Origin of the sequence: Actinokineospora spheciospongiae (assembly GCF_000564855.1) — a bacterium.
Classification (GTDB): domain Bacteria; phylum Actinomycetota; class Actinomycetes; order Mycobacteriales; family Pseudonocardiaceae; genus Actinokineospora; species Actinokineospora spheciospongiae.
On record NZ_AYXG01000087.1, the window covers coordinates 13982 to 31867 of the forward strand.

Here is a 17886-nt window from a genome sequence, read left to right on the forward strand (position 1 = left end):
ACATGGCGCACCAGCTTCTCCGGTGTGCGATGTTCCCCATCACTCCGCAGGTGCTCCAAAATCTGCTGTGGACACTGCATTGTGGAGGGACTTGAGCGCGGTGGCGCGGTCGAGGGCCGCTGCTGCCGCGTGGGCCGCTTCCCCTGCCCGTGCGCCGATCCGCTCGTCGATCGCGGCCCTCAGGCTCGTCAGTTCCGGGTTGCCGAGGTCGGGGGCGCCGCGGATGGCCGTGCTCAGGCCGAGCAGGTAGGCCGCGCCCGCCGGGTCGCCCGCGGCCAGCCACGCCATGGCGGCGGTCTCCGCGACGGCGCTGACCACCGGCATGTCCGGGATGGCCGACAGGTCGACCGCGGCGGTGCGCAACCGGGCCAGTGCCAGCGGCAGGTCGCCGGTGGCGACGGCGAGCTGGGCGCCGACGGTCGTCAGCGTCCTGGCCATGTGCGGGGCCCGGTTCTCCAGCGTCGCCACCCGCGCGGTGACCGCCTCGTGCTCGGCCACCGCCGCCGACAGGTCGCCGCGCTGCCGCAGGACGGTGGACAGCCAGCTCTGGACCAGGATGCCCAGGTCGTTGGTGCCGCGTTCGCGCAGCATCCGCAGGGCTGCGCGCAGGCCGCGCTCGGCGCCGTCGAGGTCGCCCGCGCGGCCGCGCTGGATGGCCAGCCGGGCGAGCATGCCGGGCAGTTCGTCGGCCGCGCCCAGCTCGCGGACCAGGTGGACGGCCTCTTCGACGGCGGCGATCGAGCCCGCGTGGTCGCCGAGCAGCGAGCGGCGCTCGGCCACCTGCCCGATCGCCATGGCCTGGCCCCAGCGGTCGCCCAGCTCGCGGAAGCGGGCCAGCGCCCCGGCCGCCGCGGCCTCCGACCCGGCCAGGTCGCCGGTGTTCTCCAGCAGGAAGGCCCGGCCCAGCTCGGCCATGGCGCGCGCCCACGGGTCCGGGTGCGCCGCCGCCCGCGCCAGCCCGGCGAACGCCTCGTCGACCTCCCCGGCGAACGCGGCGAGCATCGGTTCCACCATCGCCATCGACGGGTGGTGGTCCATGGCGCGGGTTTCGGCCAGCTCGGTGCGCAGCTCGGCCAGCACCGCCGGGTCGGGCATCCCGGCCGCGTCGTCGAAGGCGGTCAGGGCGCGCAGGGTGGCGGTGGCGTGCGCGGGGGCCGGGCCGGGCAGCGCGACAACCGACCGCATCAGGTTCACCGCCTCCCGGTGGTGGCCGCTGATCATCCAGAACCAGCCCGCGCGCAGCGCCAGCCGGGTGGCCAGGTCGGCGTCGCCCGCCTCGGCGGCGTAGCGGGTGGCGGCCAGGACGTTCTCCTGGTCGGCGGCGATCCTGGCCATCCAGCGCACCTGGTCCGGGCCGCGCAGCCGGGGTTCGGCGTCGTCGAGGAAGGCCAGCGCGCACCGGCTGAACGCGGCGCGCACCCGCGCGACCTCGGCGGCGCCGTGCTCGGCGAGCCGCTCGGCCGCGTACGCCCGGACCGTCTCCAGCACCCGGTACCGCACCTGCCCGTCGCGGCCCTCGGCCACCTGCACCAGCGACTTCTCCACCAGCGAGGCCAGCACGTAGACGACGTCCTCGGCCGGGAGCAGGGTGTCGTCGGCGGCGACCGCGGGGACCCAGTCGGCCGCGGCGGGCGCCGGGAACACCGACAGCCGCGCGGCCAGCACCCGCTCCGGTTCCTCCAGCAGGTCCCAGCTCCACTCGACCACCGCGCGCAGCGTCCGGTGCCGGGGCAGCGAGGTGCGGCTGCCGCCGGTGAGCAGCCGGAACCGGTCGTCGAGCCGTTCGGCGACCTGGCCCAGGGTCATCGACCGCAGCCGGGCGGCGGCCAGCTCCAGGGCCAGCGGCAGCCCGTCGAGGCGGCGGCAGACCTCGGCGACCGCGGGGGCGTGCTCGGCGACGGCGAACCCGGGGGCGGCGGCCTCGGCCCGGTCGGCGAACAGCCGCACCGCCTCGGCGGCGAGCACCTCGGCGGCCTCGGCGCGCTCGGCGGGCAGCCCCAGCGGTCCGACGCCGAACACCACCTCGCCGGTGATCGCCAGCGGCTCGCGGCTGGTGGCCAGCACGGTCAGCCTCGGGCAGCGGGCCAGCACCGCGTCCGCCAGGGCCGCTGCGGCCTCGACCAGGTGCTCGCAGTTGTCCAGCACCAGCACGCCCCGCTGCGCCGACAGCATCTCCACCACCCGGTCCAGCACCCGGCCGGGTCGCGGCGGCGCGCCGCCCGGGGCGTCCAGCAGCCGGGTCTCGCGGGCGCCGAGCGCGGCCAGCACCGCGCCGGGCACGTCCTCGGCGGCGCGCACCGCGGCCAGCTCCACCAGCCACGTCGGCCGCTCGGAACCCGCGACGGCCTCGCACGACAGCCGCGTCTTGCCCGCCCCGCCCGGCCCGACCAGGGTCACCAGCCGGGCCGAGGCGAGCAGCCCGCGCACCTCGGCCAGCTCGACCCGCCTGCCGACGAAGCTGGTCAGCGCCGGGGTGGGGACGGCGGCGGGGGCCGCCGGGGCGAGGTCGCCGCGCAGCACGGCCAGGTGCAGGTCGCGCAGCTCTGCGGACGGTTCGACGCCCAGCTCCTCGGCCAGTGCCCGGCGGATGCGCTCGTGGGCGGCCAGTGCCTCGGCCTGCCTGCCGGACAGGTACAGCGCGCGCACCAGCAGCCCGGCCGCCCGCTCGCGCAGCGGGTGCTCGGCGACCAGGCCGTGCAGCTCGGCCACGGTGTCGGCGTGCCCGCCCAGGTCGACGTCGGCGGCCAGCCGGTCCTCCAGGGCGGCCACCCGCAGCTCGGTGAGCCTGGTGATCGCGGCACCGGCGAACGGCGCGTCGGCCAGCCCGGACAGCGCCGGGCCGCGCCACAGCTCCAGCGCGGCGCGCAGGGCCGCCGCGGCCTCGGTGGGCCTGCCCTCGCGCAGCGCCAGCCTGCCCTCGGCCGCCAGCCGCTCGAACCGGTGCACGTCGACGTCGTCGCGGTCGACCACCAGCCGGTACCCGGACGCCGACGACTCGACCAGCCCGTCGGCCCCGGCGCGCAGCGCCCGGCGCAGCCGCGACACCAGCGATTGCAGCGCGTTCACCGCGTCAGCGGGCGGTTCGTCGCCCCACAGCGAGTCGATCAGCGCGGCCGAGGTGACCACCCGGCCCGCGTCGAGGGCCAGCCGGGCGAGCAGCATCCGCAGCCGGGCCCCGCCCAGCTCGACCTCCACCGCGCCCGCGCCGGTGACCCGCACCGGGCCGAGCATCGCCACCCGCACGCGACCAGCCTCCCAAACCGCGGTTGCCGCCCGACTCCCGGCCACCGCTCAAATCTCTGTCACCGCAGAGTGCCCGGGAACAGGTACCGGTCCTCCGGCTTCGCCGCGTCGCGGAACCAGGCGGTGAGGAACGGGCGCAGGTCGGCCTGCCCGGAGACCTCCACGGCCATGTCCTCGAACTGCGGCCAGCTCGCGTTGCCGTCGCGGTGGGTGCTCGCCCACCGCTTGAGCAGGCTGCTGAACGCGTCCTCGCCGATCTGGCGGCGCAGGGCGTGCATGGCGAGCTGGCCCTTGTCGTAGACGGCGGTGAACTCGTTGCCCGGCCCCATGTCGTAGAGCTTGCGGTTCCAGTAGCGGGTGTTCCCCGACGTCTTGGACACCGTGGCGCGGAACCGGTCGTCGAGGTCCACCCGGTTCGCCGACTCGTCCCACAGCCACTGCGCGTAGGAGGCGAAGCACTCGTTGAGGCAGATGTCGGCCCAGCTCTCGATGGACACGCTGTCGCCGTACCACTGGTGGGCCTGCTCGTGCACGATCGTGTCCAGGTCAGCCCACTTGGCGTAGATCGGCCTGCCCTGGGTCTCCAGCGAGAAGCCGATGTTCTCGTTGAGGAAGATCCCGCCCGCGCCGCTCTGCGGGTACGGGCCGAACCGGTCGGCCAGGAACGCCAGCACCTCCGGCACCCGCTCCTCGTCGGCCCGCTTGCCCTCGGTGCCCGGCGCGTACGCGTCGACCAGCGGGACACCGCCGGGCAGCGTCGACCGGACGATGGTCCACCGGTCGATGGCCACGGTCGTCACGTACGGCGCGATCGGGTTCGGCTCCACCCAGGTGAACGTCGTCCACCCGCCCTCGGGCTTCGGCGCCTCCTCGCGGCCGTTGGACACCACGCTCCAGCCGTCGGGCACGCGGGCCCGGACGCTGAACGTCGCCTTGTCGCGGGGGTGGTCGTTGACCGGGTACCAGCTCGACGCGGAGTGCGGCTCGCCCGCCGCGTACGCCCCGCCGGAGGTGGAGACCTGCCAGCCGTTGGTGCCCAGGTCGCCGTCCGGTTCGGCCTGCGGCTCGCCGGAGTAGACGACCCGGGTCTTGAACTCCGCGCCCTTGACGACCGGGGTGGCCGGGGTGATCACCAGTTCGTGGTCGCCCGCGCGCTCGGCCCGGGCTCGCACGCCGTCGACCTCGACCCGGCTGACGTCGAAGCCGGTGAGGTCCAGGTTGAACCGGGACAGGTCGGCGGTCGCCTCGGCGGTGACGGTCGTGTCGCCGTCGAGGCGCCGCGCCGCCGGGTCGTAGCTGATCCCCACGGCGTAGTCGGTCACGTCGTAACCGCCGTTGCCGTCGTCGGGGTAGTACGGGTCGCCGATCCCCTCCGCCCCTTCGGCCCCGTCGACCGCGGGCGGTGTGGTGCCGGGCGGTGCGGTCGAGTCGGGGGTGGCGGTGCACCCGGTGAACGCCACCGCGGCGAGCAGCGTGGCGGTGAGGCGGACGGCGGGGACCCTGGGCATGGGCCCATTCTGGACGCTGTCCGGTGAGGTCGCGGTGGCTTCGGGCACACTCGGCGCGGTGGAGATCGTGGAGTTCGGCGGTACGGGTCGACCGATCGTGGTGCTGCACGCGCTGATGGGCCGGGCGTCCACCTGGTGGCCGTGCGCCGCGTGGTTGTCCCGCTACGGTCGGGTGCTCGGCTTCGACGCCCGCAGCCACGGGCGCAACCCGCACCGGGGCGTGTGGACCACCGAGGACTTCGTCGGCGACCTGGTCGACGTGCTGGCCGGGTTGGGCGAGCCCGCCGTCCTGATCGGCCACTCGATGGGCGGGCTGCACGCGCTGGGGGCCGCCGCGTCCGCGCCGTCGCTGGTGCGGGGGGTGGTGACCGAGGACGTGGGGGTGGACCTGGTCGGGCGGACCGCGGACGACTGGCGGGCGTTGTTCGCCGAGTGGCCGGTGCCGTTCCCGTCGCTGGCGCACGTCCGGGAGTTCTTCGGGCCCGCGGCGGACTACTTCGCCGAGTGCGTGGAGGAGCGCGACGGCGGCTACCGGCTGATCGCGGACCTGGAGGACCTGTTCGGCATCGCCGAGGAGTGGGGGCGGCGGGACTTCTGGGCGTACGTGGACGCGGTGTCGTGCCCGGTGCTGGCGGTCGAGGCGGAGCACTCGGTGATGCCCGCGGGCCAGCAGGAGCAGATCCCGCTGCGCGCGCCGGGCGGTGGGCGCCACGTCGTCGCCCCCGGCTCGGGCCACCTGGTGCACGGGTCCGCGCCGGAGTTCTACCGCGGCGCGGTAGAGGCGTTCCTGTCGGAGCTGTTGGGGCGCTGAGGGTTCAGCGGGTGAAGAGGACGTCCTCGGTGCCCGGGTTTTTGGTGTCCAAAATGGACACCTTCACCACCTTGGCGCGGATGGTGTCGGTGGGGAACACCGCGTTGAACGCCGTGGTCATGTCCGGGGTGGGGACGCCCTGCAACAGGGTGCAGTGCGGCATCCAGTTGCCGGGCAGGTAGTAGGCGCTGGGGTTGCGCACCTTGCCCGCCAGCACGTCGTGCAGTGCGGAGTGGACGGCCAGCAGTTCCGCGTCGGTCACCGCGGCGAGCACCAGGGCGTTCTCGTTGGCGCTGAACGTCGACAGGGCCGAGAGCCAGATGTCCGGCACGGCCAGCAGGCGCAGCTCCGCGACCAGGGCGGTGCGGGTCTTCGCCGGGATGTCCGAGGCCAGCGCGAAGGTCAGGTGCGGCGGGAACGGGCGCTCGGGGGGCAGCCCGGCGGCGTCCAGGCGGGACCACAGGGCGCGGACGGACCGGTCGGCGTCGGGGTCGAACGTGGCGACCACTCCCTGGGGCATGGCCGCAGTGTGCCAGGTCCCGTGCCCGGCTCGGCCCGGGCACGGGACGCGCCGCTAGCCGTTCAGCAGGGTGCGCCAGTCGCGGGACTCGACCCGGGTCAGGGAGCGGTCGCGGAGCAGAGTGCGGGCCGCGGCGGCGGCCTCACTGGCCTCGGACAGCTCGACCGGGCGGATGAGCGCGGGCCAGGCGCCCGCGCCGAGGAAGCCGCTCTCGTCGGCCACCCGGCTCGCGTAGCAGGGGTCGGAGCGCAGGCCCGCGGCGTCGCCGAAGCGGCGCACCGCGGCGGCGGTGGCCGCGCCGAACACGCCGTCGGCGGGCAGGTCGCGGGAACCCCGTTCGCGCAGCAGGTGCTGGGCGGCCTTGACCCTGTCGCCGGTGTCGCCCGGCTTGAGCAGCGGCCAGGTCTGCGGGTGCGCCACCGCGCGGCCCAGGACGCCGCCGACGGCCGTGCGCAGCTCCGGCAGCCGCCCGTAGAGGACGCCGCCGGGGCACTCGGTGCTGTTGAAGTCGCGGTGCCCGCGGATCTCCGACGGCGCGATGTCGTACTGCCGTGCGATGTAGGCGACCAGGCCGACCAGGGAGTTCCACAGCCGCGCGGGCACGTCCACGCTGGTGTAGAGGCCCTCGTTCTCGATCCCGATGACCTCGCTGTTGTGGTCGCCGACGTTGGCGCCCATCAGGTGCCTGGTCCCGTCGCGCAGCGCTTCCAGGCTGCGGTGGCGGCCCTCGGTCACGTGCCCGCCGCGGCTGTTGGTGAGCTGTTGGCCGCTGTCGATCCAGCCGTTGTTGTCCATGTGGTGGTCCTGGATGGACCGCGAGATCGCGTACGCGTGCTCCAGCGACAGGTCGCCGCTGTTGGGGCCCGCGGTGTGGTGCACCACGATGTAGGTCGGCCTGCGGTCCAGCACCTCCACGGCCGCCCGCGGTTCCCGCGCTCCCCAGGTCTGGCAGGAGGCGATCACAGGGGCGGCGGCGTTCGCGGTGGCGGTGAACACGGGAAGTGCGGCCCCCGCCGCACCGACGGCGATGCTCGTCCGCAGTAAGTCGCGCCTGGTCAGAGTCATCTCGATCTCCCTCGACGAAGGAGCCGGACGGCCCCGGACCGGGAACTGGTGTCGCCGACCGTAGCCAGGGGGTCACCCTTGAGGCAATGGTTTGCCAACCATCGGGCTAATTGGTTGGCTGGTTTCAGTGCTCTCCGGGCAGCGCGAACTCCCCGTTCGCGGTCTGCTCCACCAGCCCGTCGACCAGCAGCGAGTCCAGGCACCGGTCGCGCTGGCCCGCGTCGGACCACACCAGGTCCAGCCGCGCCTTCGAGGCGGGTTCGGCGCTGCCGCGCAGCACGTCCAGCAGCAGGCCGCGCACCTGCCGGTCGGTCCCGGCGAACCGCTGCACCGCCTTCGCCGGGCCGTCATAGGCCGGGCGGCCGTTGTGCTGCCAGGCGCAGCCGTCGAACACCGGGCAGTCCGCGCACCGCGGTCCGCGCGCCACGCACACCACCGCGCCCAGCTCCATCAGCGCCGCCGACACCTTCGCCGCGGTCGCCGGGTCCTGCGGCAGCAGCTTCGCCACGTCGGCCAGGTCCCGGGTGGTCGACGGCGGACCGGCGTCACCCGCGCCGTGCACCGCCCGCGCCACCACCCGCCGGACGTTGGTGTCGACCACCGGGCAGCGCTGCCCGTAGGCGAACGCCGCCACCGCGCGGGCGGTGTACGCGCCGATGCCGGGCAGGCCGAGCAGGGTGTCGACGTCGGCCGGGACCACGTCGCCGTGGTCGGTGGCGATCGCGGTCGCGGCGGCGTGCAGGCGCAGCGCCCGCCTCGGGTAGCCGAGCTTGCCCCACGCCCGCAGCACCTCGCCCTGGCTCGCCGCGGCCAGCGCCGAGGGCAGCGGCCAGCGCGCCATCCACTCCAGCCAGATCGGTTCCACCCTGGCCACCGGGGTCTGCTGGAGCATGATCTCGCTGACCAGCACACCCCACCCGGTGGTGCCCGGCTTGCGCCAGGCGAGGTCGCGGGCGGTCCGGTCGAACCAGTCGGTCAGGTCGGCGAGGTCGGCGGCGTCCACCCGGCGAGTGTAGGTACTACCGCACCTCGGTGATCTTCGCGGTGCGCACGTCGTAGACGAAGCCGCGGACGTTGTCGGTGTGCGGGATGAACGGGCTGCGCCGCACCCGCTCGACCGACAGCCGCACGGACTGCTCGACGTCGCGGAACGACTCCACCGCCCACGGCGGGCGCATGCCGGTGTCGGCGGCGACCTCGTCGCGGAACTCGTCGTCGGTGAAGGTGGCCAGGCCGCACGAGGTGTGCTGCATCACCACGACCTCGCGGGTCTGGAGCTTGCGCTGGCTGATCGACAGCGACCGGATGACGTCGTCGGTCACGATGCCGCCCGCGTTGCGCATGATGTGCGTCTCGCCGTGGCGCAGGCCGAACACGTCGAACACCTTGATCCGGGCGTCCATGCAGGTCACCACGGCCACGTGCAGGTCGGGCACCGGGGTGGGGATTTCCGGTGCCCCGTGGTCCGGCCCGTCGAGATGGCGCTGGAGCAGGTCGTCGATCGCGGTCACGGCGGCCCTTCCGTCAATCCTCTGTGTCCGGTCCATGAAACCGGTTGTTCACCAGGGGGGCAAGGCGGTCTTGTCCAATATCACTCCTGGTGCATGTGTCCGTTCCGGATACCGCCCGATAGGGGGTGGCGTCTTACTCCACTCGGCCGCACGGCGGCGTTACCGTTCCGCAGGTGATTGACCCGAAAGGACCGCTCCCGCGCGGCACCTACCTGCGACGTCGTGCGCTCGCCGTGGCGCTGGCGGCAGGCGGCGTGGTCGTGCTCATCTGGAGCATCACGGCACTGCTCGACGGCGGGGGCGACGGCCGGGAGGTGCGCGGTGCCGGGGCGGAGGACCAGCCGACCAGCGCGCCGCCGTCCACCTCCGCGCTCACACCCCCGCCCTCGTCCACCACCGCGGCGCCCGAGCCGCCACCCAGTCCCGCCCCGCCCCCGCCACCGCCGGACCCGAACCTGCCGTGCCCCGACGCGGCGGTGGCGGTGTCCGCCGAGGTGGAGGCGCCGTCGTACCGGGTGGGCCAGCGGCCCGCGCTGCGGCTGGTGGTGACCAACGCCGGGGCGGTCCCGTGCACCCGCGACGTCGGCCGCGCGCTGCGCGAACTGGTTGTGACCAGCGCGGACGGGGTCACCCGGGTGTGGTCGAACAACGACTGCGCGCGCGTGTCCGGGCAGCAGCCGCAGGTCGTGCAGCCGGGGGAGCGGTTGGTGTTCGAGGTCAACTGGGCGGGGCGCACCTCAGCACCCGGCTGCCCGCTGGCGCGGACCGCGGTCCCGCCGGGGAACTACCTGGTGGTGCCCCGGCTCGGGGCGGTCGTGGGCGCCGGGGCGCCGCTCGCGCTGCTCCCGTGAGGGGTCCGCGCTCAGGGCCCGAACCAGCGCTCCTCGGCGGTGCGCGGCGGGGCGGCGGTGGCGCCGGTGACCAGCTCTGTCTCCAGGGTGATCTCGCGCGGCCGGGTCGGGTCGACGGTGCCGAGCAGCAGCTTGCCCGCGGCCTTGCCCTTCTCCAGGACCGGCTGGCGCACCGTGGTCAGGCCGATGCGCTCTCCGTCGGGGATGCCGTCGAAACCGGTGATGGTGAGGTCCTGCGGCACCCGCAGGCCGCGCCGCTTGGCCTCGGCGAGGGCGCCGAGGGCGAGGATGTCGGAGGTGCAGACCAGGGCGGTGACCTGCGGGTCGGAGTCGAGGAGCTGGGCGGCGGCGGAGGCCCCGCTGGCGGTGCTGTGGTCGAAGCGCTCGACCACCGGCACCCGGGACCACTCCACCCCCGCGATGGTGAAGGCGTCCGCGATCCCGGCGAGCCGGGCCCGCTGGACGTGGAAGTGCGCGGCGTGCTGGCGCTCGACCGGGGCGAAGCCGTCGTTGCGGTCGCGGGCCAGCCGCATGCAGACCACACCGACGCGGCGGTGGCCCAGCGCGATCAGCCGCTGGGCCAGGGCGGTGATGGCGCCCCGGTCGTCGATGCCGACCCGGTCCACGCCGTCGACGATGGGCTGGTCGGCGACCACGGTCGGCACCGGCCGCGACAGCACGGCGGCCAGGTGCGGGTCGTCGTCGGGCACCGAGTAGACGACGAAGCCGTCGACGCCCGCGCGGTGCACCGCGGCGACGTCCTCGCGCTCGGGGTTGACCGGCACCAGGTGCAGGCCCTGGCCCGCGTCCTCGCAGGCCAGCGCCAGCCCCTCCAGGAAGCCGAGCGCGGCCGGGTCGCGGAAGGCGTAGGACAGGTTCTCGGTCAGCAGCAGCCCCACCGCGCCCGCCTTGCGGGTCCGCAGTGACCGGGCCACCGGGTCCGGACCGGGGTAGCCGAGGCGCCGGGCGGTTTCCAGGACGCGCCTGCGCAGCTCCGGTGAGAGCTGGTCGGGTCGGTTGTAGGCGTTGGAAACCGTGGTCCGGGAGACTCCGAGTTCCGCCGCGAGGGACGCGAGGGTCGCCGGGCGTCGAACGTGCATTGACCGCGCCATGGACTGACCGTAACGGTTCAGAACCACTAGTAGAAGCCCGGTTACCGCCCGGTCGCGCGGTTGGCGTCACCCGGTCGGATGAGTGGCGCTGCGCGGGCTGACGTAGTCTGAAACCGACAACGATTACCATTACCGCGATCATGGATCGCGCCTGCCCTGGGAGAAGCCTCATGACACCCCGTTCCCGCAGACCACTCGCCGTCGCGGCGGGCCTCACGGCGGTCACCCTCGCCTCGGTCACGGCGTGTGGTGGCTCACAGGACACCGCGGCGCCCACGAGCGGCGCGGCAGCCGACGGCAAGGTCGTCGTCGTCGCCTCCACCAACGTCTGGGCCAGCGTCGCGCAGGCGGTCGGCGGCGACGGCGTCACCGTGAACGCGATCCTCAGCGACCCGGCGGCGGACCCGCACGGGTACGAGGCCAAGCCCGCCGACGCCACCAAGTTCACCGACGCGAAGGTCGTCATCTCCAACGGCGGCGGCTACGACGACTTCATCGCGGGCCTGTCCCAGGGTGCGGCCGACGCCCGCAAGATCGTCGCCTTCGACCTGCTCGGCGCGGCCCCGGCCGACGGCGAGGAGGTCAACGAGCACGTCTGGTACGACTTCGGCACCGTCCGCAAGGTCGCCGACACCCTCGCCACCCAGCTCGGCGAGATCGCACCGGACAAGAAGGACAGCTTCACCGCCAACGCCAAGACCTTCGGCGAGGGCCTGGACAAGCTGACCACCTCCGCCGCCGCCATCGGGCAGGCCAAGCCGGGCGCGAAGGTCGTCGCCACCGAACCGGTCGCCGCCTACCTGTTCGCCGCCGCCGGGCTCGCCGACGCCACCCCGCCCGCCTTCGCCGAGGCCATCGAGGAGGAGACCGACCCGCCCGCCGCCGCGGTCGCCGACATCGACGCCCTGGTCACCGGCAAGCAGGTCGCCGCGGTCGTCTACAACGCACAGACCGAGACCCCGGTCACCAAGCAGCTCAAGGACAAGGCCACCGCGGTCGCCGTCCCGGTCGTCGCGGTGACCGAGACGCTCCCCGCCGACGCCACCGGATACCTTGAGTGGATGACCAAGCAGGTCGACTCACTCGCGGGAGCCGTGTCCGGATCATGAGCACCACCCCGGCGGTCACCCTGTCCGGCGCCCGGCTCGCCTACGGCGACCGGGTGCTCTGGGACGGGCTGGACCTCGACGTCGCCCCCGGCGAGTTCGTCGCCGTGCTCGGCCCGAACGGGTCCGGCAAGACCAGCCTGATGCGCGTGCTGCTGGGCCTGCGCGCGCTCAGCTCGGGCGCGGTGACCGTCGCCGGGGCGGCCCCGGGGCGGGCGAACCGCCGGATCGGCTACATCCCGCAGCAGCGCGCCCTCGACCCGGCGCTGGCCCTGCGCGGCCGCGACCTCGTCGGCCTCGGCTGGGACGGGCACCGCTGGGGCCTTGGCCTCACCGGCATCCGCGAACGCCGCCGCCGCGTCGACACCGCGCTGGCCGAGGTCGGCGCGGAGGCCTTCGCCAACCGCCCGGTGGGGATGCTCTCCGGGGGTGAGCAGCAGCGCCTCCGCGTCGCCCAGGCCCTGGTGGGCGACCCGGCGGTGCTGCTGTGCGACGAGCCGCTGCTCTCCCTCGACCTGGCCCACCAGCGCGCGGTCAGCGACCTGATCGACACCCGCCGCCGCACCGCCGACACGGCCGTCCTGTTCGTCACCCACGAGATCAACCCGGTCCTCCCCCTGGTCGACCGGGTCCTGTACCTGGTGGACGGACGCTTCCGCATCGGCCCCCCGGACGAGGTCATGACCTCGGAAACCCTCTCCGAGCTCTACCGCACCGAGGTCGACGTCCTCCGCGTCCGCGGCCAGGTCCACATCGTCGGCGGGCACGGCGCGGTGTGCGAGGACTTCCACCTGGCGGAGCACTGACGGTGGACAACATCTTCGACTTCCGGCTGACCTGGCAGCTCCTCTCGCTCGACTTCGTGCTCAGCGCCCTGCTCGTCGCCGCCGTCCTCGGCCTGCTCGCGGGCGTCCTCGGCCCGCTGATCGTCAGCCGCAACATGGCCTTCTCCGTCCACGGCACCTCCGAACTGGCCCTCACCGGCGGCGCCGCGGCCCTGCTCCTGGGCTGGGACGTCGGCAACGGCGCGCTCGCGGGCGCCATCGTCGCCGCCCTGGTCCTGGGCCTGCTGACCCGCCGCAGCTCCGAGTACGACTCGGTCATCGGCGTCGTGCTGGCGTTCGGACTCGGCCTGGGCGTGCTGATGCTGTGGCTCTACAAGGGGCGCGCGGCCAACAAGTTCGGCCTGCTCACCGGGCAGATCGTCGGCCAGGACTTCGCCAGCATGGCGTTGTTGACCGGGGCCGCGGTGGTGGTGCTGGCCGTGCTGGCCGTGGTCTACCGGCCGCTGCTGTTCGCCAGTGTCGATCCTGACGTGGCCCGCGCTCGGGGCGTTCCGACGACGCTGCTGGCGGTGGTGTTCGCCGTGCTGGTGGGCGTCGCCACGGCGCTGGGGGTCCGCACGGTCGGGTCGCTGCTGGTGCTGGCGCTGATGGTCACCCCCGCCGCGGCGGCGGCCCGGGTGACGGCCAGCCCGCTGCGCGCGACGGTGCTGGCGGTGGTGTTCGCGGAGGTGTCGGCGGTGGGCGGGATCGTGCTGTCGCTGGCCCCCGGCGCCCCGGTGAGCGCCTTCGTCACGGCGATCTCGTTCCTGATCTACCTGGTCTGCTGGCTCTTCGGCCGAGCCCGCCGCACCGCCCTGGCGTAGTCCGGCAGCCCACCAGCTCAGCCCAGGAGCAGCAGGACCTGGAGTTCGCCGACCAGGGCGCCGATGACGGCGCCCACGGCGATCAGCTTCCACTCGTCCTGGCGGAACGCCGGGCGCAGCAGGCCCTCGTACTCCACGCGGCTGAGCTGGTTCATCTTGGCCGCGATGGTGTTGCCGATGTCCAGGGCCTCGCGGGCGTAGGGCTCGGCGGCGAGGGCGGTGGCGCTCAGGTGGGTCATGGCCTTCTGGGCGGCGGCGACCTTGATCTCCTCGAACCGGTGCGAGCCGACCGCCACCGACACGAACGGCCGGGCCAGGCGCGCCTGCGCTTCGACGGAGTCGGCCACCAGCTTCTGGATCGAGGTCAGCAGCTTCTCCGACCGGGGGCCGCTGAGCACGCCCTCGACCAGGTTCGGGACCGTCATCACCTCGCGGGCGATCAGGTCGCCGTACTGGCGGGCGACCTCCACCCGCCTGCGCTGGAAGACGCCCTGGAAGCCGAGGACGGGGGAGCGGGGGAAGAAGACCAGCTTGATGGCCAGCCAGTCGGTGAACCAGCCGATGGCGGCGCCGAAGACGGGGAGGACCCAGGGCTGTTGGGTCAGGGCCCAGACGACGGTCTGGACGACGCCCAGGGCGAAGCCGAACCAGATGCCGCAGCGGGCGATGAACGCCATCTCCGGGCGGGAGATGTCGCGGACCAGGCGGACCAGGAGTGCCTTGTCGCGCTCCAGGGCGGTGACGGCGACCTGCTGGACGTCGAGGACCTCGCCGATGTTGCGGCGGACCTCGTCCATGACCCGGCGGACCAGGTCGGGGGTGCCCGCCTGGACCTGTTTGACCACCAGGTCCTGGGCGAGGACCGGCAGCATCTCCCAGAGCTGGGGGTGGTGCTCCTCCAGCACCTCGCGGGCGATCCGGTCGACCGTGAGCAGCAGGGGGGTCTGGATCTGGCGGGCGATGGCGTCGGAGTCGAGGCGGGCGACGATCTCGGCGGGGTCGACCAGCTTGCCGGTGATGAGGTCGGCGGAGACCCGGATCATCCTGGCCGAGTTGCGCGGGACCACGCCCTGCCAGCCCAGGTAGGGCTCGGCGACGCCGATGAAGCGCAGCGGCCGGAACATCATCTCGATGGCCACCCGCTTGGTCACGTACCCGATGACCGCCGCGATGAACGGCATCGACGCGTAGACCGGCCAGTTGGCCGCGAAGCCGCCGAGGAACGCGTCGATGTTCAAGCGGACCCGTTCGATGAAATGCGACGTTCTGTCCCGATCATCGACTCACCATCTCGCGACGGTGAGGTTGAGCCGGAGGCTCTTCCCGAGGCGGTCCGACTGCGTCCGCGAGCGGACGTCTGACACCGGTTCCTTCGGGCTGCTCACGCACCAACTGTGCGCGGTCGGCTGCCAGAGCAGCCAGGTTGATCGCGGCGTTGACGTCCCGGTCCAGGACGATGCCGCACTCCACGCAGGCGTGGGTGCGCTCGGACAGGGCCAGCTTGGCTTTCGCCGCGCCGCATCCGGAGCACGTCTTGGAGGAGGCAAACCAGCGGTCGGCGACGATCAGCTCCGCGCCGGTGCGTTGGGTCTTGTAGGTGAGCTGGCGGCGGATCTCCGCCCAGCTCGCGTCGGCGATCCGCCGGGCCAGGCGCCGGTTCCGGATCATGTTCGCCACGGCCAGGTCCTCGATCGCGATCACGTCGAATTCGCGGACCAAGCGGGTCGTGAGTTGGTGGATGGCGTCGCGGCGCAGGTTGGCGACGCGTGTGTGGATACGGTCGGCGCGGGCGCGGGACTTGCGCCACCGATTGGACGGCTCGACGCGGGTGCGGCGGTCCGGTCCGCGGCGGCGGGCGCACGCCCGTTGGGTTCGGCGCAGCGCCTTCTGTGCCAGGTCAAGGTGTCGCGGGTTCGGCACCGTCTCACCGGTGGACAGCACCGCGAGGGACTTGATGCCCAGGTCGACACCGACAACCCGGCCTCGGGTCCGCTCAGTGGGCACGGGATCGGGCAATTCGACGGAGAAGCTGCCATGCCACCGTCCACGCTGGAAGCTCAACGTCACCGAGCGGACCCGAGCGGTCCCGGCCTCCACGTGGCGGGTGAGTTCGCGGGTCGACTCGTGGGTGCGGACCAAGCCGATCACCGGGAGCCGGATGTGGCGACAGTCGGGGCCGAGGCCGAACGCGCCGGTGGTGAACCGGCAGGTCAGCCGCGCCCGGCGCTTGGACTTGAAACGGGGCATCCTCGCCCGACCGGCCTTGCGGTTGCCCAGCGCAGTCGACAGGTTCGCACACCCCGAGGCGTATGCCTCCTTGCTGTTCTCCGCCCACCAAGGCGCCACCTGCTCCTTGGCGGCGTTCCACGCCTTGCGCAGGCTGTAGGCGGAGGTGTCGATCCATGGGGTGAGCTGCTCGCCGGTCAGGCCGTAGGTCTGCTCAGCCGAGCGCTGCGCCCAGTTCGCGAGTACCCGGGCCAGGCACCAGTTGTAGGCGACCCGCTGCGCACCGCAGTGCGAACGCATCGCGTCGGCCTGCTGATCGATCGGGTCCAAGGCGAACAGGTAGGCGCGGATCATGATGGATCACCCGGTGCTTCGTCGGGCTCGACCTCGGTGAGGTCGCGGGCAAGGTCGTCAGCAGGTTCCGTCTCGTCGAGGACGATCACGGTTCGACCGTGGGCGGCCAAGGCTGCTTCCAGGTACTCGACCCCGAAGTGGGCCAGCCGGTCGCGGTGCTCGACGACGATCGTGGACACCTTCGGGTCGCCAAGCAGCTTGCGCAGCTTTGTCCGCTGCCCGTTCAGGCCCGAGCCTATCTCGGTGACAGTGCGGTCGATGCGAAGCCCGCGCTGTGAACACATCGTGAGCACTCGTCCGGCCTGGCGTTCCAGGTCCGATTCCTGCTCCTGCGAGCTGACCCGGCAGTACGCCACCACCGCGCCGACGGTCTTGGCCGGTGGGTCGACCAGGATGGTGCCGGTCGGGAGCTGCCGGGCAGGCGCCGGCAGCGTCCCGGCGTGGAACCAGTTCAAGGCGGTTCGGTACGAAACGCCCTGCTCCTTGGCCCAGACACTCAGCTTCACCCATCCATTATTACACAGAATGGCGTTTTATTACACATTTACAAATAGCTGCCGACCTTTGTCAGTGGCTCCCAGGTCAGTGCAGCACCAGCAGCACTTGCAGTTCACCCACCAGGAACCCGATGACGGCGCCGACCGCGATGAGCTTCCACTCGTCCTGGCGGAACGCGGGCCGCAGCAGGCCCTCGTACTGGATCGGCGTCAGCGCCCGGATCTGGGCGACGATGGTGTCGCGGATGTTCAGGGCACCGGTGGCGTAGTCCTCGACGTGGCGGACGGTGTCGGGGATGCGGGCCACCGCCTTGTGCGCCGCGGCGCGCTTCATCTCCTGGTAGCGGCGGGAGCCGACGGCGGCGACGACCAGGGGTTTGACCGTGCCCGCCTGGGCGTCGATGGAGCGGCGGACCTCGCGGTGGATCAGCTCGAACAGCCGGTCGGACTTCGGGCCGGTCAGCACGGCCTCCAGCACGTTGTGGACGGTCAGGACCTCCTTGGCGATGAGGTCGCCGTAGTCCTCGGCCACCTCGGACTTGCGCCGCTGGAACATGCCCTGCCAGGTGACCAGGCCCAGGAAGCGCTTGGGCTGCCGGGGGAAGAAGATCATTTTCAGGGCGAGCCAGTCGGTCAGCCAGCCGGTGAGGCCGCCGAAGACCGGCATCACCCAGGCGCTCTTGGTCAGCGCCCACACCACGACCTGCACCAGCCCGATCACCAGGCCGAACCAGACGCCGGACCGGGCGATGAAGCGCATCTCCGGGGTGGCGGTGTCGCGGATCAGCCGGTTCAGCACGGCCTTGTCGCGGACCAGGTTGCGCACCGCCATGTCCTTGACGTCGAGCACCTGGTCGATGTCGGCCGCCAGCTCGCGCATCACCCGCTCGACCATCCGCGGCGCCTCGGCGCGGACCCTGGCCAGCAGCAGCGCCCTGGCCCGGTTCGGCAGCCGCTCCCACAGGTTCGGCTGGTACTCGCCGACCAGCTCGGTGGTGATCTCCTCGACCACCCGTTCGATGGGTTCCCGCAGCTCGGCCACCACGGCCTTGGGGTCGAGCCGGGAGAAGACCTCTTTCGGGTCGATCAGGTTCGTCGTCATCAGGTCCATGGCGACCGTGGCCATCCGCTCGGCGTTGGCCGGGATCACCCCCTGCCACCCCAGCCTGCCGATCCCGACGAACTCCAGCGGCTTGTACATCATCTCGATCGCCGCGCGCTTGGTGACGTACCCGATGACCGCCGCGATGAGCGGCATCGTCAGGTACACGTGCCAGTGCTCGCCCATGTCGTCGGCGACGGCCCGCCAGTCCACCCGATCACCCCCTCGCCGCCGGGTCAGTTTCGCACGCCGCGGCACCGGCGCGGTGGAAGTGGACACAGGGGGAGCGGACACAGAGGACCGGCCCACCCCCGGGCGGGGGCGGGCCGGTC

Annotated in this window: 16 protein-coding genes; 5 read left to right on the top strand and 11 right to left on the bottom strand. The window is 73.0% G+C overall.

The window, feature by feature from the left end:
• Positions 1 to 39 precede the first annotated feature (39 nt).
• Positions 40 to 3243 carry a BTAD domain-containing putative transcriptional regulator gene (locus UO65_RS12200; RefSeq protein WP_035281879.1) on the bottom strand — a complete coding sequence of 1068 codons (3204 nt, stop codon included), beginning with the start codon at positions 3241 to 3243 and terminating at the stop codon, positions 40 to 42.
• Between the two features lie 59 nt (positions 3244 to 3302).
• Positions 3303 to 4751 (bottom strand): M1 family metallopeptidase, encoded by a 1449-nt coding sequence (locus tag UO65_RS12205; protein ID WP_035281880.1) that lies wholly within the window; start codon positions 4749 to 4751, stop codon positions 3303 to 3305.
• On the opposite strand from UO65_RS12205, the gene UO65_RS12210 reads away from it, so the two are divergent.
• Complete coding sequence (locus UO65_RS12210; protein ID WP_052021082.1) at positions 4750 to 5562, top strand: alpha/beta fold hydrolase; 813 nt, start codon at positions 4750 to 4752, stop codon at positions 5560 to 5562. The genes UO65_RS12205 and UO65_RS12210 overlap by 2 nt on opposite strands.
• A gap of 4 nt (positions 5563 to 5566) precedes the next feature.
• Here the strand turns inward: UO65_RS12210 and UO65_RS12215 are convergent, their stop codons facing one another.
• From UO65_RS12215 to UO65_RS12230, 4 genes are all read right to left on the bottom strand, one after another.
• Positions 5567 to 6082, bottom strand: coding sequence for a 2'-5' RNA ligase family protein (locus tag UO65_RS12215; RefSeq protein ID WP_035281881.1), 516 nt, complete (start codon positions 6080 to 6082; stop codon positions 5567 to 5569).
• Between the two features lie 54 nt (positions 6083 to 6136).
• Positions 6137 to 7147 carry a peptidoglycan recognition protein family protein gene (locus UO65_RS12220; RefSeq protein ID WP_035281882.1) on the bottom strand — a complete coding sequence of 337 codons (1011 nt, stop codon included), beginning with the start codon at positions 7145 to 7147 and terminating at the stop codon, positions 6137 to 6139.
• 124 nt (positions 7148 to 7271) lie between these two features.
• The gene (locus tag UO65_RS12225) at positions 7272 to 8150 is read right to left on the bottom strand and encodes an HhH-GPD family protein (RefSeq protein ID WP_181399867.1); all 879 of its coding nucleotides are present in this window, start codon (positions 8148 to 8150) and stop codon (positions 7272 to 7274) included.
• A gap of 16 nt (positions 8151 to 8166) precedes the next feature.
• Positions 8167 to 8658, bottom strand: coding sequence for a beta-class carbonic anhydrase (locus UO65_RS12230; protein WP_035281883.1), 492 nt, complete (start codon positions 8656 to 8658; stop codon positions 8167 to 8169).
• A gap of 173 nt (positions 8659 to 8831) precedes the next feature.
• On the opposite strand from UO65_RS12230, the gene UO65_RS12235 reads away from it, so the two are divergent.
• Complete coding sequence (locus UO65_RS12235) at positions 8832 to 9509, top strand: hypothetical protein (RefSeq protein ID WP_152552074.1); 678 nt, start codon at positions 8832 to 8834, stop codon at positions 9507 to 9509.
• 11 nt (positions 9510 to 9520) lie between these two features.
• On the opposite strand, the gene UO65_RS12240 is transcribed toward UO65_RS12235, so the two are convergent.
• Complete coding sequence (locus UO65_RS12240; protein ID WP_035281885.1) at positions 9521 to 10621, bottom strand: LacI family DNA-binding transcriptional regulator; 1101 nt, start codon at positions 10619 to 10621, stop codon at positions 9521 to 9523.
• A gap of 170 nt (positions 10622 to 10791) precedes the next feature.
• Here UO65_RS12240 and UO65_RS12245 point away from each other — a divergent pair, with 170 nt between their 5' ends.
• Genes UO65_RS12245 through UO65_RS12255 form a run of 3 tightly spaced genes read left to right on the top strand, consistent with a single transcriptional unit; the run spans position 10792 to position 13375 of the window.
• Entirely contained in the window at positions 10792 to 11730 is a 939-nt protein-coding gene (locus UO65_RS12245) for a metal ABC transporter solute-binding protein, Zn/Mn family (RefSeq protein WP_035281887.1), read from the top strand.
• Entirely contained in the window at positions 11727 to 12533 is an 807-nt protein-coding gene (locus UO65_RS12250; protein WP_035281889.1) for a metal ABC transporter ATP-binding protein, read from the top strand. Before UO65_RS12245 ends, UO65_RS12250 begins: the two co-directional genes overlap by 4 nt.
• A gap of 2 nt (positions 12534 to 12535) precedes the next feature.
• Positions 12536 to 13375 (top strand): metal ABC transporter permease, encoded by an 840-nt coding sequence (locus UO65_RS12255; protein ID WP_035281891.1) that lies wholly within the window; start codon positions 12536 to 12538, stop codon positions 13373 to 13375.
• Between the two features lie 17 nt (positions 13376 to 13392).
• On the opposite strand, the gene UO65_RS12260 is transcribed toward UO65_RS12255, so the two are convergent.
• From UO65_RS12260 to UO65_RS12275, 4 genes are all read right to left on the bottom strand, one after another.
• Positions 13393 to 14607 carry a DUF445 domain-containing protein gene (locus UO65_RS12260; RefSeq protein WP_035281956.1) on the bottom strand — a complete coding sequence of 405 codons (1215 nt, stop codon included), beginning with the start codon at positions 14605 to 14607 and terminating at the stop codon, positions 13393 to 13395.
• Between the two features lie 43 nt (positions 14608 to 14650).
• Positions 14651 to 15955, bottom strand: a complete 1305-nt coding sequence (gene tnpB, locus UO65_RS12265; RefSeq protein ID WP_052021084.1) for an IS607 family element RNA-guided endonuclease TnpB — start codon at positions 15953 to 15955, stop codon at positions 14651 to 14653.
• On the bottom strand, positions 15952 to 16461 hold the full coding sequence (locus tag UO65_RS12270) for an IS607 family transposase (protein WP_052021085.1): 510 nt from the start codon (positions 16459 to 16461) through the stop codon (positions 15952 to 15954). The genes tnpB and UO65_RS12270 overlap by 4 nt, the downstream gene beginning before the upstream one ends.
• A gap of 76 nt (positions 16462 to 16537) precedes the next feature.
• On the bottom strand, positions 16538 to 17767 hold the full coding sequence (locus UO65_RS12275; protein ID WP_035281893.1) for a DUF445 domain-containing protein: 1230 nt from the start codon (positions 17765 to 17767) through the stop codon (positions 16538 to 16540).
• Positions 17768 to 17886 lie beyond the last annotated feature (119 nt).

Coding starts and splice junctions, on each gene's coding strand:
- UO65_RS12250 (WP_035281889.1), top strand. CDS start 11,727: ATGAGCACCACCCCGGCGGTCACCCTGTCCGGCGCCCGGCTCGCCTAC.
- UO65_RS12240 (WP_035281885.1), bottom strand. CDS start 10,621: ATGGCGCGGTCAATGCACGTTCGACGCCCGGCGACCCTCGCGTCCCTC.
- UO65_RS12205 (WP_035281880.1), bottom strand. CDS start 4,751: ATGCCCAGGGTCCCCGCCGTCCGCCTCACCGCCACGCTGCTCGCCGCG.
- UO65_RS12215 (WP_035281881.1), bottom strand. CDS start 6,082: ATGCCCCAGGGAGTGGTCGCCACGTTCGACCCCGACGCCGACCGGTCC.
- UO65_RS12210 (WP_052021082.1), top strand. CDS start 4,750: ATGGGCCCATTCTGGACGCTGTCCGGTGAGGTCGCGGTGGCTTCGGGC.
- UO65_RS12220 (WP_035281882.1), bottom strand. CDS start 7,147: ATGACTCTGACCAGGCGCGACTTACTGCGGACGAGCATCGCCGTCGGT.
- UO65_RS12245 (WP_035281887.1), top strand. CDS start 10,792: ATGACACCCCGTTCCCGCAGACCACTCGCCGTCGCGGCGGGCCTCACG.
- tnpB (WP_052021084.1), bottom strand. CDS start 15,955: ATGATCCGCGCCTACCTGTTCGCCTTGGACCCGATCGATCAGCAGGCC.